10 protein-coding genes and 1 pseudogene are annotated in these 15525 nt (G+C 64.9%); 9 read left to right on the top strand and 2 right to left on the bottom strand.

Features of this window, described 5'->3' with window-relative positions; all coding sequences use genetic code 11:
• The first annotated feature begins 1 nt into the window (after position 1).
• The 8 genes from NFE57_RS11830 to NFE57_RS11795 all read left to right on the top strand — a co-directional run bounded on the left by NFE57_RS11830 (position 2) and on the right by NFE57_RS11795 (position 12152).
• Positions 2 to 1642 (top strand): AMP-binding protein, encoded by a 1641-nt coding sequence (locus tag NFE57_RS11830; protein WP_252135789.1) that lies wholly within the window; start codon positions 2 to 4, stop codon positions 1640 to 1642.
• Entirely contained in the window at positions 1639 to 2940 is a 1302-nt protein-coding gene (locus tag NFE57_RS11825; RefSeq protein ID WP_252135788.1) for a glycoside hydrolase family 1 protein, read from the top strand. Before NFE57_RS11830 ends, NFE57_RS11825 begins: the two co-directional genes overlap by 4 nt.
• Positions 2941 to 3156: 216 nt before the next feature.
• Positions 3157 to 5445, top strand: coding sequence for a TonB-dependent receptor (locus NFE57_RS11820; protein ID WP_252135787.1), 2289 nt, complete (start codon positions 3157 to 3159; stop codon positions 5443 to 5445).
• A gap of 14 nt (positions 5446 to 5459) precedes the next feature.
• Positions 5460 to 7103, top strand: a complete 1644-nt coding sequence (locus NFE57_RS11815) for a carboxylesterase/lipase family protein (RefSeq protein ID WP_252135786.1) — start codon at positions 5460 to 5462, stop codon at positions 7101 to 7103.
• Positions 7100 to 8689 (top strand): AMP-binding protein, encoded by a 1590-nt coding sequence (locus NFE57_RS11810; RefSeq protein WP_252135785.1) that lies wholly within the window; start codon positions 7100 to 7102, stop codon positions 8687 to 8689. The genes NFE57_RS11815 and NFE57_RS11810 overlap by 4 nt, the downstream gene beginning before the upstream one ends.
• A 55-nt stretch (positions 8690 to 8744) precedes the next feature.
• Positions 8745 to 9443, top strand: a complete 699-nt coding sequence (locus tag NFE57_RS11805) for a TetR/AcrR family transcriptional regulator (RefSeq protein WP_252135784.1) — start codon at positions 8745 to 8747, stop codon at positions 9441 to 9443.
• A 76-nt stretch (positions 9444 to 9519) separates the two neighbouring features.
• Positions 9520 to 10416, top strand: coding sequence for an SDR family NAD(P)-dependent oxidoreductase (locus tag NFE57_RS11800; RefSeq protein WP_252135783.1), 897 nt, complete (start codon positions 9520 to 9522; stop codon positions 10414 to 10416).
• Between the two features lie 68 nt (positions 10417 to 10484).
• Positions 10485 to 12152: an MFS transporter gene (locus tag NFE57_RS11795; protein WP_252135782.1), complete on the top strand. Its 1668-nt coding sequence runs from the start codon at positions 10485 to 10487 to the stop codon at positions 12150 to 12152.
• Positions 12153 to 12160: 8 nt separating this feature from the next.
• On the opposite strand, the gene NFE57_RS11790 is transcribed toward NFE57_RS11795, so the two are convergent.
• A complete protein-coding gene (locus NFE57_RS11790; protein ID WP_252135781.1) occupies positions 12161 to 13462 on the bottom strand; it encodes a hypothetical protein in 1302 nt (433 codons plus the stop codon).
• A gap of 100 nt (positions 13463 to 13562) precedes the next feature.
• Here NFE57_RS11790 and NFE57_RS11785 point away from each other — a divergent pair, with 100 nt between their 5' ends.
• Entirely contained in the window at positions 13563 to 15308 is a 1746-nt protein-coding gene (locus NFE57_RS11785; protein WP_252135780.1) for a carboxylesterase/lipase family protein, read from the top strand.
• On the opposite strand, the pseudogene NFE57_RS11780 reads toward NFE57_RS11785, so the two are convergent.
• Positions 15196 to 15514, bottom strand: a pseudogene (locus NFE57_RS11780) (hypothetical protein); the annotation flags it as partial. The gene NFE57_RS11785 and the pseudogene NFE57_RS11780 overlap by 113 nt on opposite strands.
• Between the last annotated feature and the right edge of the window lie 11 nt (positions 15515 to 15525).

The following is a 15525-nucleotide window of genomic DNA, read 5'->3' as shown; positions in this document are numbered from 1 at the left end:
AATGACGACAACCGCCTCGGCCGCGGGTGCGATGCAGCATTATGCGCTCACGCTCGATCGTTTCATCGATCACGCGGCCAAATGGCATGGCGCCACCGAAATCGTCACCGGCGGCGACGGCACCAACTCGCGTATCAGTTATGCTGCGCTGCGTGAGCGCAGCAATCGGTTGTCGGGGGCGTGGCTTGCGCTCGGGCTCGCACCGGGTGACAATCTCGGCATCCTGGCCTGGAACAGCCAGACGCAGATGGAATGCTGGTACGGCGCGATGGGGGTCGGCATCGTCTGCCATACGCTCAACCCGCGCCTGTCGCCGGCGCATCTCGCCAGCATGATCGCGCAGGCCGCCAACCGCGTGCTTGTCATCAGCCCCGATCTGGGGGCGCTGGCCGAGGAACTGGTGCCGCTTTGCGCCACGATCGAGCATGTCGTGATGCTCGACGCGCCCAATGCCCACACGCTCCTGCCCAACTGCGATCGGGTCCGCGTGTGGCGTTACAGCGACCTTCTTGAAGAACATGGCAAGGCGACATCGTGGGGCGGGTTCGACGAAACCGCACCGGCGGGGCTGTGCTTCACGTCGGGGACAACCGGCGCGCCAAAGGGTGTCACCTACACCCATCGTTCGAATTATCTGCACACGCTGCATCAGCTACAGGCCGACGTCCTCGGCGTGACCGCGAACGACGCGTTGCTGGTGGCGGTGCCGATGTTCCACGCCAATGGCTGGGGACTGCCGTTTGCCGGACCGGCGGTGGGCGCGACACTGGTATTGCCCGGTCGGCATCAGGATGGCGCCAGCCTCGCCCGGCTGATCAATACGGAGCGCGTCACGATCGCGGTCGGCGTTGCCACGGTGTGGCTCGGGCTTGCCGATCATCTCGATGAAACGGGGGGCGACGTGCCGTCGCTCGAGCGAATCATGCTCGGTGGATCGTCGGTGCCGCAGGCGCTGATGGACCGGCTCGAGGCGCGTCTGGGGGTCACGATCCAGACCAGTTGGGGCATGACCGAATTGTCGCCATTGGGCACGGTCACCCCGGCGACCGCGCCGGTGCGGCGATCGGCACAATCGGGGCGGCCGCCGATCGGCGTCGACCTGCTGCTCACCGATGCCGCGGGCATGAAACTGCCCGAGCAGCGCGGCCATGAGGGGCGGCTGCGTGTGCGCGGCGCGAGCGTGGTACAGCGCTATTTCGGCCATGACGCACCAGCGACCGATGCCGAGGGCTGGTTCGATACCGGCGACCTCGCGGTCATCGATCGCGACGGTCTGGTCCGCATTACCGGGCGGGTAAAGGATCTCATCAAATCGGGCGGTGAATGGATCAACCCTGGCGAGATCGAGGCGATCGTCGGTGCCTTGCCCGAGGTTGCGCTGGCGGCGGTGGTCGGCCGGGAGGATGCCAAATGGGGTGAGCGCCCCGTCCTGGTGATCGAGCCACGCAAGGGCGCCGACATCGGCGACGCGGCATTGCTTGGCGCGCTGCGCGGGCGGGTCGCCAATTGGTGGCTGCCCGATGCGATCGTGCGCGTCGTCGCGATGCCGCTCGCGATCACCGGCAAGATCGACAAGCGGCGCTTGCGGGCCGATCTCGCTGTTCTCGAGCCCGCGCGCGCCGCAGTGGGAGGAAGCCGATGACGACGCGACGAGAGGTGTTGGCAGGGATTGCGGCAACGACCACGGTGGGCGCCACGCCCGGCTATGCTGCGCAGCATAGCGCCATGCCCGAGGGGTTTCTGTGGGGCGCGGCGATCTCGGCGCACCAGAGCGAGGGCAACGACGTCAATTCGGATAGCTGGTTGCTCGAGAATTTGCCCGAGACGGTCTATAAGGATCGTTCCGGCGACGCGTGCGACAGTTACCATCGCTACGCCCAGGATTTCGCGATCGCGCGGTCGATCGGGCTCAATTGCTATCGGCTGGGAATCGAATGGGCGCGGATCGAGCCCGAGCCGGGGATCTTCTCGCAGGCCGAACTCGATCATTATGCGCGCGTGCTTGCCGCGTGCCGCGCGCACGGGCTGGTGCCGATCGTGTCGTACAACCATTTCACCGTGCCGCGCTGGTTCGCGATGCGCGGCGGATGGGAGGCGCCCGACAGCGCCGATCTGTTCGCGCGCTATTGCGATCGCGCCACGCGCGCGCTGGGCGACCAGATCGGGATGGCGTCGCCGTTCAACGAAGCCAACATCCAGTTGCTGATCAAAATGCTGCGGATGACCGCCACGCCCGATTACATCGCCAGGCGCGTCGCCATGATCGCGGCTGCCGCGCGCGCGACCAATTCGCCGTCCTTCTCCTCGCTGCTGTTTGCCGACCCGGATCGCGTCGATGCACATCTGCTCGACGCTCATGCCAAGGCGTATCAGGCGATCAAAGCCGGTCCCGGCGACTTCCCCGTCGGCGTCACGCTGACGACGCAGGCGATCGATGCCGTTGGTGCGGACAGTATCGCACCACGGATGGAGGCGACGCTGTATGGCGATTGGTGGAATGCCGTGAACGCGAGCGATTTCGTCGGCGTGCAGGCCTATACGCGGGTGCGGTTCGACGCCAAGGGCATCGTGCCGGCACCCGACGGCGCGGAGATGACCGCGGCGGGGTACGAATATTATCCGCAGGCGCTGGGCGAGGCGATCCGCCTTGCCGCGCGCAAGACGACGAAACCGATCTTCGTCACCGAAAGCGGGATCGCCACCGACGACGACGCACGCCGCATCGCCTGGCTCGATGCCAGCATCGCCGAAGTTCGGCGCTGTCAGCGCGAGGGGATCGACGTCAAAAGCTATATCTACTGGTCGCTGCTCGACAATTTCGAATGGACACAAGGCTATGGCCAGCATTTCGGGCTGGTCGCGGTCGATCGCGATACCTTTGTGCGCAAGCTGAAGCCGAGCGCGCAGCATTTCGCGCAGCTCGTTCGCGCGTCCCGGTAGCTGACCGGCCGGCGCACCGCGTCGATCCCTCGCGGCCGAAACCCGATTCCTATCCGACCTTGAGGAAACCCGGCGCTGGGCGGGCCTCCACCCATGTTCGCTACACATTTATATATTCACACGCACGATAGTGAATATTGACTCCCGGCAAATGTTGCGCCATCAACTGCACCATACCGGCGATCATGACCGGCACTTGGGAGGGGAGAAAGTTGCATGAAGAATAGTCTTCTTGTGTCCGCGTCGGCGGCCGCCTTCATCCTGTTATCGGGTACCGCACTGGCGCAAACCGCATCTTCTTCGGCTGAACCGGATTCCGACGCCCCGGCGCAGGATGAGGCCCGGACGAGCGCGAACGACATCATCGTCACCGCGACACGCCGCAACGAGCGCCTCCAGGATGTGCCGCTCAGCGTCACCGCCTTTTCGCAGGCCGATCTGACCGAGAAGGGTATCGTCGGTTACGAAGGGCTGGCGCAGAACACGCCCGGTGTCGTGATCAACAAGCCGACCGCCAATTTCAACAATTTCACCGCACGCGGCATCGCGACCAACGGCTATGGCGCGAACCTGCAGGGCACCGTCGCGATCTATATCGACGAATTGCCGATTTCGGCGAACGGCAATTCGACGATCATCGATCCCAATCTGTTCGACGTCGAGCGTGTCGAATTCCTGCGCGGGCCGCAGGGTACGCTGTTCGGGTCGGGCTCGCTTGCGGGCGCAATGCGGATTATCACCAAGAAGCCCGATCTGACCAAATTCGACGTGGCTGGGCTGGCTGATCTGGGGCTGACGGGGTCGGATTCGTTCCGCCAGCGCTATAACGCGATGATCAATGTGCCGCTGGTCGAGGATCAACTCGCGCTGCGCGTGGTCGGTTTCTACCGCCATGAGGAAGGCTATCTCGACAACATCGGCACCGGCGTTCACAATTCGAACACGCTGAAGGATTGGGGCGGTCGCGCCGCCTTGCTCTGGGCGCCGACCGACCGGTTGGCGATCAAACTTCTCGCCTCTTATGAGGATAGCTATCCCGAGGATTCATCGCTGACGGCGCCGCAATTGGGGCGCGAGAAGCGGAATTCGGATCGTCCGGACATCTTTTCCGGAAAGATCGCGATCTACAACGGCACGCTTGATTATCAATTCAACGGCGCGCACCTCACCAGTTCGACGACGGTGTCGCGGTTCAACCAGAAGTTCTTCGTCGATCTCGCGAATACGTTCGCGTTCACGGTCCCCTTCCGGCTCGACGCGTCGGCCTATGACAAGCTGTTCGTTCAGGAAGCGCGGTTGGTTTCCGATCCCGGCGGGCGGTTCGACTGGGTGGTCGGCGGCTTCTATTATTACAAGCGCCGCGACGTCGATTATGCCTATCGCTCATCCGATGCGTATCTCGCCGCGCGAGGCTTCACGGGGTTGCCGAACGACACCTACCAATTGTTCGGCGCGCACGCGATTTCGCACGAACTCGCCGGGTTCGGCGAACTGACCTACCGGTTTGCCGACGATGTCTGGCTGACCGGCGGGCTTCGCTACGGCAGCACCGATGCGCAGGCCTTTACCGAGGATTGGGGCTATAACAGCAATTATCTGGCGGCGGCACTCACGCCCGGCTTCACCGGGCCGCTCACCATCACGCCGATCAGCGCCGCGATTGGCGACAAGGTGTCGGCCAACAAGCTGTCATACAAGATCAGCGCGTCGTACAAGCCGTCATCGTCGCTGACGACCTACGCCACGGTCGCGACCGGTTTCCGTACGCCGCTTGTCAACGCACGCGCCGGGGCGGTCAGTGTCGTCGATCCGACCGATATCGTCATCCCTTATGGTGCGAATTCGGACAAGATCATCAATTACGAGGTGGGGCTCAAGGGGAGCTGGCTGCGAGGTAAGCTGACCGCCAATCTTGCTGCCTATCTGATCGATTGGAGCGACATTCAGGTTCAGGCCAATCGGGTATCGGATTCGATCCAGTTCGCGACCAATATCGGCGGCGCACGCAGCCGTGGTTTCGAGTTCGAGATCACCGCGGTGCCGGCCAACGGGCTGACGATCGGGGTCAATGGGTCGATCAACGATGCCAAGGTCACCAAGCTGACGCCGATCGAGGCGGCGATTTCGGGGGCGACGCTGCGCACGCGGCTGGCCTCGCCACATCTGCAAGGGTCGGCCTATATCCGCTACGCGCACAGCCTCGGCAACGGGACGCAGGGATGGGTTGCCGCCAATGTGGCGCATGTCGGGTCGTTCCCCGGCCTATTTCCGTATGTCGCCGGCAAGCCCGGCGTGATCAACCCGACCTATGATTACACCGATACCTATAACAATGTGACGCTCAACGCCGGCGTGACGCGCGGCAAGCTTTCGGCCACCGTCTATGTCGAGAACCTGTTCGACGATCATTCGGTGACCTATGTCCATCCCGAGGCGTTTCTCGCCAGCCGGTACGGTACGCTCAGGCCGCGCACGGTCGGGATCCGGCTTGGGTATAATCTGTGATCGACAGGGTGACGATGTCGATCCCTTGTCTGGCAGGCGCGGCGCTGGTGATGGCCGCTGGCGCGGTCACACCATCGCTGGCGGCCGATCGCGGGCCGGTGGTCGAGGCACCGGCGGGCGCCGCACGCGGTACGGTGCGGAATGGTATTCGGGTGTTCAAAGGGCTTCCCTATGCCAGGCCGCCGGTCGGTGAGGCGCGGTGGAAGCCGCCCGTGCCGCTGGCGGCGTGGCAGGGCGTGCGCGATGCGCGGGCGTTCGGCCCCGCCTGCGTCCAGCCGAGATCGCGGCCCGGCAGCATCTATGCCGAAGACTATCCGGCGATGAGCGAGGATTGCCTGACGCTCAATGTCTGGGCCCCCGAGCAAGCCAAGGACGCGCCGGTCTTCGTATGGATCCACGGCGGTTCGCTTGTCACCGGATCGGGCAGCGAGGCGATGTACGACGGCGCGAAGCTCGCCAAAGAGGGGATGATCGTCGTCTCGATCAACTACCGCCTCGGCGTGCTCGGCTATCTCGCGCATCCCGGGCTGAGCGCCGAATCGCTCAATCATGTATCGGGCAATTACGGGCTGCTCGACCAGATCGAAGCGCTCAAATGGGTTCGGGCCAATATCGGCGCGTTCGGGGGCGATCCCGCCAACGTCACGATCGCGGGCGAGTCCGCGGGCGCGCTCAGCGTCATGTACCTGATGGCATCGCCCGCGGCGCGCGGGCTGTTCGCCAAGGCGATCGCCCAGAGCGCGTATATGATTACCACACCCGAACTTCGCGAGACGCGCTTCGGGGTGGAGTCCGCCGAGGCGGCTGGTGCGGCGCTGGCACAAAAGCTCGGCGCGCCGGATGTCGCGGCGTTGCGCGCGATCGATGCCGAAAAGCTCGTCAACGAGGCGCCCAAAACCGGTTATCTGCCGTGGGGGACGATCGACGGCCGCATCCTGCCGCGCCAGCTTGTCGATACGTTCGATCGCGGCGAGCAGGCGCCGGTGCCGTTGATCGCCGGGTTCAACAGCGGCGAAATCCGGTCGCTGCGTTTTCTGCTGCCACCCCAACCGGGCAACGCGGCGGACTATGAGACCAAGGCGCGCGCCGGCTATGGCGAACTGGCGGACGCCTTCCTCAAATTCTACCCGGCCGACACGCTCGACGAGAGCATGCTCGCGGCCACGCGCGACGCGATGTACGGCTGGACCGCCGAACGTCTTGTCCGCAAGCAGGCCGCGCTGGGTGTACCGGCGTATCTCTATCTGTTCGATCACGGCTATCCTGCGGCGGTCGAACTCGGGCTGCACGCCTTCCACGCCAGCGAGCTTCCTTATGTGTTCGGCACCGCCGATCGCACGCCGCCGCGCTGGCCGAAAGTGCCGAATTATTCAGCCGATCTGAAGCTTTCCAAGGCGATGCGCGGCTATTGGGCGTCGTTCGCGCGCTCGGCCACGCCCAAGGCCGCGGGCCAGCCCGACTGGACGACTTTCGCGCACGGGAAAGCCTATATGTATTTTGCCGCGGCACCGCAGTTCGCGACCGCGCTGTTGCCGGGGCATTACGAGCTTCACGAACAGGTCGTGTGCCGCCGCCGGGCAGCGGGCGACGTCGCGTGGAACTGGAATGTCGGGGTGGCGTCGCCGCCATTGCCGGCGCAGGCATCGGAGTGCCGATGACCCACGGGGCCATGCAGCCATTCGCACTCACGCTCGACAAGTTTCTCGATCACGCTGCCAAATGGCATCCCGATGCCGAGGTTGTGACGGCGCATGGCGCGGGGGGAAGCGACCGGATCGGCTATGCGGCATTGCGCACGCGCGCGCAGCGGGTGTCGGGCGTGCTCGTCGATCTCGGCGTGGCGCGCGGCGATCGTGTCGCGACGTTGGCCTGGAATACGCAGGCGCATGTCGAGGCCTGGTACGCGATCATGGGCATGGGCGCGGTGTGCCACACGCTCAACCCGCGACTGATGGCGTCGCAACTCGCTGCGATGCTGGCGCAATCCGAAGCGCGCGTGCTGATCGCGAGCGCCGACCTTGCGCCCTTGGTCCAGCAGATCCTCGCGCAGGCGCCGCTGGTCGCGCATGTGCTGGTGATCGACGGTGCCGCCGCAGGGCTTCGGCAGCCGCCGCGTGAATGCTCGATTTCGGCGCTCAAACCCGCGATCGCGGCGGCGCGCGATGATGTCGTCTGGGGTGACTTTGACGAGACCGCTCCCAGCGGGCTGTGCTTCACCTCGGGCACCACGGGGGCGCCCAAGGGCGTTACCTACACCCACCGATCGAGCTATCTCCACACGCTCCGCCTGCTCCAGGCCGACGTGATCGGGCTGACCGCCCATGATGCGGTGCTGGCGGTGGTGCCGATGTTCCACGCCAATGCCTGGGGGCTGCCCTTCGCGGCGCCCGCGGTTGGCGCCAAATTGGTCCTGCCGGGCCGCCATGCCGATGGCGCGCGGCTGGCGCGGCTGATCGTCGATGAAGGCGTGACGGTTGCGGTCGGCGTGCCGACGGTCTGGCTCGGGTTGCTCGAACATCTCGAGGCGTCCGGCGACGTGGTGCCGTCGCTGCAGCGCATTCTTGTGGGGGGCGCGCCGATGCCCCCGGCGTTGATGGAGCGGCTCGAGCGGCAGCTCGGCGTCATCGTCCAGACGAGTTGGGGGATGACTGAATTGTCCCCATTAGGCACCGCTGCGGCCTCCGGGGATAGCGGACGCGATGCCGCGCTGTCGGGACGGCCGGCGGTCGGGGTCGATCTGTTGCTCACCGATGGCGAGGGGAGGGTGCTCCCCGAGCAACGCGGGGTCGAGGGGCATCTCAAGGTGCGCGGCGCGGCGGTGGTCGAGCGCTATTTCGGCGATGGCGAGAGCGCGACCACCGATGGTTGGTTCGATACCGGAGACCTCGCGCGGATCGATGCGTGCGGCAACGTCACCATCACCGGCCGTGCCAAGGATCTGATCAAATCGGGGGGTGAGTGGATCAACCCCGCCGAGATCGAAGCGATTGTCGCCGCCTTGCCGCAGGTTGCGCTGGTCGCAGTGATCGGGCGGGCCGATCCCAAATGGGGCGAGCGGCCGATTCTGGTCGTGGAGACCCGCGGTGGCGATCCGATCGCCGACGACGACCTGCTGGAGGCCTTGCGCGGGCGGGTCGCGCCGTGGTGGATTCCCGATGCAGTCATCCGAATTCCCAACATGCCACTGGCATCGACGGGCAAGATCGACAAAATGCGGTTGAGATCGGACTATGGCCAGGAATGAACCGGCCCGGGGTTGAGCCCGGCCCGGTTTGTGGTGAGTAACGAAGGGATTGCACGTGTCGACTGTCGAGAAACCGCGCGAGAAACGCCTGTCCAAGGCCGAGCGCCGCGCGGAAACGACCGAACATATTCTCGACGCGGCGGAATATCTGTTTTCGCGGCACGGCCTTTATGGCGTGACGCTCAAGGACGTCGCCAAACGCGTCGGCGTCCACCACACGCTGCTCAATTACTATTTCGACGACAAGCAGAAGCTGTTCGATGCGGTATTCGCCCGGCGCGCGGCGGTGACGAGCGAGCGCCGGATGAAGGTGCTCAACGATTACGACAAGGCGACCGGCGGCAAGCCGACGATCGAGGGCGCGCTTCATGCGTTCCTCGATACCGATCTCGATCTCTACATCGAAGGCGGCGAGGGCTGGCGCAACTATGCGGCGTTGAGCGCACAGGTCGCCAACACCCCCGAATGGGGCGCCAAGATGATGGACGAGCATTTCGATCCGGTCGTGCTGCGGTTGATCGGGATGCTCAAAAAAGCGCTCCCCGACGCCGCCGAGGAGGACATCTTCTGGGGTTATCATTTCGTGACCGGCGCGCTGATGCTCACGCTCGCGCGGACGGGACGGATCGACAAGCTGTCGGGCGGGCTGTGCCAGTCGGGCGATTATGCCGCGGTCAAGCAGCGGATGGCACGGTTCATGGCGGCGGGGTTCCACGCCATCTGCGCCGAACGCGCCGCCGAACGGCTGGCGTGACCAAGGCGGTTCCTCTATTTGATCAAATCGCTAACTAACGAGATAGTGAAATAACGAGAGCGGGAGGCAAGGGTCGATGAAGTTGCGCAATCGGGTGGCGATCGTCACGGGGGCCGGCGGCGGGCTGGGGAGATGCCACGCCTTGCTGCTGGCCCGGCTGGGCGCCAGGCTGGTCGTCAACGACATGAACGGCGCCGCTGCCGATGCGGTGGCCGAGGAAATCCGCGCGAGCGGTGGTGAAGCAATCGCGATTGCCGCGTCGGTGACCGAGGTCGATCAGGTCGCGGCCATGGTCGAGCGCGTGATGGCCGAATGGGGCCGGATCGACATCCTCGTGAACAACGCCGGCATTCTGCGCGACAAGAGCTTCGCCAAGATGGAGATCGACGATTTTCGGCTGGTGGTCGACGTCCATCTGATCGGCGCGGCGATCTGCACCAAGGCGGTGTGGGAGATCATGCGCGCGCAGCGCCACGGCCGGATCGTGATGACGACCTCGTCGTCGGGCCTTTACGGCAATTTCGGTCAGGCGAATTACGGCGCCGCCAAGCTGGCGCTGGTCGGGCTGATGCAGACGCTCGGTATCGAGGGCGAGAAATACGGCATCCGCGTCAATTGCCTTGCCCCCACCGCGGCGACGCAGATGACCGACGGCGTGCTCGCGCCCGACGCGCTCGCGGCGCTCGATCCCGCGCTCGTCAGCCCCGGCCTGCTTGCCTTGGTGGGCGATGATGCCCCGACCCGCGCGATTCTATGTGCGGGCGGCGGCCATTTCGCGCAGGCCAATGTGACACTGACCGAGGGTGTTTATGTCGGCGGCACCGATGCCGACGCCGCCGATCGCGTCGTCGCCGCGTGGGACGCGATCGGCGCGCGCGCGGGCGAGATCGTGCCCGCCTACGGCTTCACCCAGGCCGAGCGCGAACTGGCGAGTGCGGGCTGCGACCAGCCAGCCATGGCAGTCGCACATTAGGAGCATGAGCATGGCACGACCGCGACCCATAATGCGGCGTGCCTCTATCGGGACAGGAGAGGATCATCATGGCTGGCAGCGACGAGGCAGTGCCGAGCGACCCCGCGACGAAGCAGAGCGAAAGGCTCGTCATCATCGCATCGTCGCTGGGCACGATGTTCGAATGGTATGATTTCTATCTCTATGGGCTGCTCGCGACCTATATTTCGAGCCAGTTCTTCTCCGGGGTCAACGATACCACGGCGTTCATCCTCGCGCTGGCGGCCTTTGCCGCAGGATTCGCGGTGCGCCCCTTCGGGTCGATCTTCTTCGGCCGCATCGGCGATATGGTCGGGCGCAAGAATACCTTTCTCGTCACGATGGGGCTGATGGGGCTGTCGACCTTCGCGGTCGGCTTCCTGCCCAATTACGCCTCGATCGGCATCGCCGCGCCGATCATCCTGGTGACGCTGCGGCTGTTGCAGGGCCTTGCGGTGGGCGGCGAATATGGCGGGGCGGCCACCTATGTCGCCGAGCACGCGCCCGACGGGAAACGCGGCCTGTTCACCAGCTTCATCCAGACCACCGCGACGATAGGCCTGTTCGGTGCATTGCTGCTCGTCATCGGGCTGCGCACCTTGCTGGGTGAGGAAGCGTTCGCCGATTGGGGCTGGCGCGTGCCGTTCCTGCTCTCGATCGTGCTGCTGGCGATCTCGCTGTGGATCCGTCTCCAGCTTGCCGAAAGCCCCGTGTTCCAGCGGATGAAGGACGAAGGCACCACCTCCAAGGCACCGCTCAAGGAGGCATTCGGCAATTGGCGCAACCTGCGGCTGGTGCTGATCGCACTGCTCGGCGCGACCGCGGGGCAGGGGGTGATCGGCTATACCGGGCAGTTCTACACGCTGTTCTATCTCGAGAAGATCGCCAAGGTCGACGGCGCGACCGCCAACATCCTGCTTGTCATCGCGCTCATCATCTCGACGCCGACCTTCGTGTTCTTCGGCTGGCTGAGCGACAAGATCGGGCGCAAGCCGATCATCATCACCTCGTGCCTGATCGCAACGGTGACGCTGTTTCCGATGTTCAAGGCGCTCACCCACGCGGCCAATCCCGCGCTGGCGGCAGCGGTCGAGAATGCGCCCGTCACCGTAGTGGCGCACGACGCCGAATGTTCGTTCCAGTTCGATCCGATCGGCAAGAACAAGTTCGACACGTCGAGCTGCGACATCGCCAAGGCGTATCTGGCGCGCAGCGGCGTGAACTACGACAATGTCGAGGCGCCCGCAGGCACGATCGCGCAGGTGCGGATCGGCAACACCGCGATCACCGCGCCCGATCCCGCGCAACTCAAGGGTGAGGCGCGGGTGGCCGCAATTGCGGCGTTCCAGCAGAATGTGGAGGCCGATCTGAGGGCCGCGGGCTATCCCCATGCGGCCGATCGCGATCAGATCGACAAGCCGATGGTGGTGATCATCATCATCGCGATCATGATGCTGGTGACATCGGCTTATGCCCCGCTTGCGGCAATGCTGGTCGAATTGTTTCCCGCGCGCATCCGCTACACCTCGATGTCGCTGCCCTATCATATCGGCAACGGCTGGTTCGGCGGGTTCCTGCCGACCACGGCGTTCGCGATGGTCGCGGCGACGGGGGATATCTATTACGGGCTATGGTATCCGGTCCTGATTGCCGCGATGACGGTCGTCGTCGGGCTGTTGTTCCTGCCCGAAACCTTCCGCCGCAAGATCGACGGATAGCGCGCGCATCAGCCGCCTTGCAGCGCGTGCGCGACGAGGCGCTGGAAGGCGGCAATGGTGTGGGCCACCGCGCGGGCGGAAAGGCAGTGCGCATCGTCTTCGGCGACATGGTGGAAGCGGTGGATGCCGAACACGCCCGCGACCGAGCGATAGCCGGCGGCGATGATGCCGGTCAGTTCGCCGGCGGATAGCTGGTCGCTGCTGTACGGCGCCTCCAACCCGGTCAGCCCCGCAAACTCGGCGCGCGCGGCGGGTAGCAACGGCGGACTGACGACAAGATAGCGTTGTGAATCGGTGCCGGGGAGCGGAGCCCTTGTGCCGACCGCATCATGCCAGTCGCGCGCGGCGAGATTGGCACCCAGATGCAGCCAGAATGCGGTCTCATGCGGCTTGGGCGCGATCTTCTGAAGCGATTCCTCAGCGCCCAGATATTCATATTCGTGCCCGGTGTTGCAGATGAAGGCGAGATCGTGGTCGGGCGCGTTGCGGCTCGCCCAGCGCGCCAGATGGAGCCACGCCGCGATCCCGCCGCCGCGTTCGCCCGCGCAGGTGAACCAGCCCGATCGCGGCGTTGAAACCGCTAGCCAACGCCCTTTGCCGCGATTGATGCGGCCGACGAAATTAAACGCCGGGCGCCGTCCACTGTTGCCGGTGAGGTGCAGGGTCGCTCGCTCGCCACGCATCGCGCTGGTGAAGAAGGGGGCGGCATCGTCGGGTGCCATCAGCGCGACCGGGCCGGGAAACATCGGCCGGCGGCCATCGGTATTGAGCGCGATGATCTTGCCTGTCGGGCCGTTGGTGACGACGATAGCCGCATGGGCACCGCGCGCAAATGCCGCGTCGATCGGGGTGCGGATCGGCTTGGCAAGCGCGGTCGACCAGCGGGCATAAGGCAGGTCGACCAGCGCGATCGCGCCGTTGAGCGAGGCGGCTGCGCCGCCTGCTGAATCGACGCGGACGAGCGGGCCGGTGATACCATCGGGCCCGGTGACGCGGACGATCGGTTGCGGCCACAATGTTGTGCGCGCCGTACCCGCAGCGATTTCGCAGCGCTCAGTTGCGAAGAAGGGAACCGATACTGCTTGCCGTTCAACAGCAAAACCGGCGTTTTCGAGTTCGGCGGCAAGCCAGGCGCCACAGCGATCGTCGCCGTCTCCGCCCGCCTGCTTGTTGCCGAAGCCGACATAGCGTTGAAGATCGTCCTCGACCTTCGCTTCGCTTGCCGCATTGGCAGAGGTGGGAATGGACAGGAGCGGCAGGCTGGCCGAGCCGATTACGAAATCTCGCCGGTTCGCGTCTGGCAACGCCATATGCCCTCTCCCGTTACATCGTTGATATTAACTCGCGAGTGAGTTTATGTTTTCATGGAGTGGCTGGCAACAGAATCGGTTCGCAAAGGGAGGAAAAGCGATGACGGGAGAATCGATCGCTTTGTTTGCGCGTGCTGCGCTGACCGGTCTCATGGTGACCTTTCTGCTTACCGCTCCGGCCCGTGCAGCCGACCCGCCGGTGGTGACGATCGCCCAAGGGACGTTCGTAGGTTCTGCCGACGAGGGGCTACGTATATTCAAGGGTATTCCCTACGCGCTGCCGCCCGTTGGGGAGCGTCGCTGGCAGTCGCCCGCGCCGCCGACCGCGTCGCACGGTACGCACGAGGCCACGCGCTTCGGGTCGAGCTGTCTGCAACCGCCGGTGCCCGCGACGAGCGTTTATTACGATCCGCCCGAAAGCATGAGTGAGGATTGCCTGACGCTCAATGTCTGGGCATCTGAGCAGGCGAAGCAGGCGCCGGTGATCGTCTGGATCCACGGCGGATCACTGCGGATCGGGGGCAGCGCCGAGCCGCTCTACGACGGCGCGAATTTCGCCCGGCGCGGCATCGTCTTCGTGTCGATCAATTATCGGCTGGGTGTGCTGGGCTGGCTCGCGCATCCGGTGCTGACCGCAGAATCGCCACATCATGCCTCGGGCAATTACGGCCTTCTCGATCAGATCGCCGCGCTGCATTGGGTGCGCGACAATATCGCCGCATTCGGGGGCGATAGCGGCAATGTAACGGTGATGGGCGAATCCGCAGGCGCGCTCAGCGTCACCTATTTGCTGACGAGCCCACTTGCGCGAGGCTTGTTCGACAAGGCGATCCTGCAAAGCGCGAACACGCGTGCCGTCCCGGTGCTGGATCGATCGGTCTATGGCCTTCCGTCCGCCGAAACGATCGGCAGCGACTTGGCCCTCAAATTGGGGGCGACGGATATCGCGGCGCTGCGGGCGATGGATGGCGAGGCGCTGACGGTCGCTGCGACCAGGGCCGGGTTCGCGCCGCAGGGGACGATCGATGGCTATGTCCTCCCGCTTCAGGTGATCGATGCCTTTGATCGCGGCGAGCAGGCGCGTGTGCCGCTGCTCGCCGGGTTCAACAGCGGCGAACTCCGCTCACAGCGCGTGTTTCTGCCCAAAGCGCCCGCCAGCGCCGCTGCGTATGAGGCGGCGATCACCCAGCGCTACCGCGATCTCGCGCCCGAATTCCTGCGGCTTTATCCCGCGTCGGATATCGAAAACAGCATGTTGGCGACGCTGCGCGACGCGCTTTATGGTTGGGCAACCGAACGCATGGTTCGCAAGCAGAGCGCAGCCGGCGTGCCTGCCTATCTCTATCTGTTCGACCATTGTTATCCGGCGGCGGAAACGCGCGATCTCTGCGCGTTTCATGCCAGCGAACTGCCCTATGTCTTCGGGCAGATCGGTAACGGTGCGCGTCTTCCCCCGAACTGGCCACGCCCCGATGGTGAGAATGAACGGCATCTGTCGCGCGTGATGATCGAATATTGGGCGGCATTCGCGCGCGATGGCGCACCAGCCGCGCTGGGAGCACCGGCATGGCAACCTTATTCGCAAGCGCAGTCATATGCATGGTTCGCCGGAACCGCGGCATCGGCTCGCGTCCCATTGAGCGGGATGTTTGAGTTGAACGAGGAAGTGGTGCGACGGCGACGTGCGGCAAACCAGCCCTGGTTTGTGAACGTCGGTGTCGCCGCGCCGCTAGCGTCTTCGATACCGCCGCCGGCAGCGCATGGAAGCCATCGAACGACCCGCGATAGGCGATCGGCGCGGGACGGTCAGCGGCCTCGCACACCTCCCAGACGGTGCGATCCTTGAGCTCATTCTCGACCTGTCCCTTCTTCCAACTGCTCACCGGCGTGCCCGCCGCCGGCTCGACTGGATAGCCGACCGTTCACAGCCCTCAATCCGGGAAGTTGCTGGCAGGGAGGCCCGTACATCTGCTGGAAGCGGCGGTTGTAGCGCCGTTCGCGTCTGACGAAGATCGCATCGACCGCCGTCTTCCTGTTGTCGTAGATGCCGCGCTCGCCGGCGT

This window comes from Hephaestia sp. MAHUQ-44 (genome assembly GCF_023806085.1).
Lineage (GTDB): Bacteria > Pseudomonadota > Alphaproteobacteria > Sphingomonadales > Sphingomonadaceae > Sphingomonas.
The sequence above is the reverse complement of the archived record's forward strand: the minus strand, read 5'-3'. Positions and strand labels throughout refer to the sequence as shown.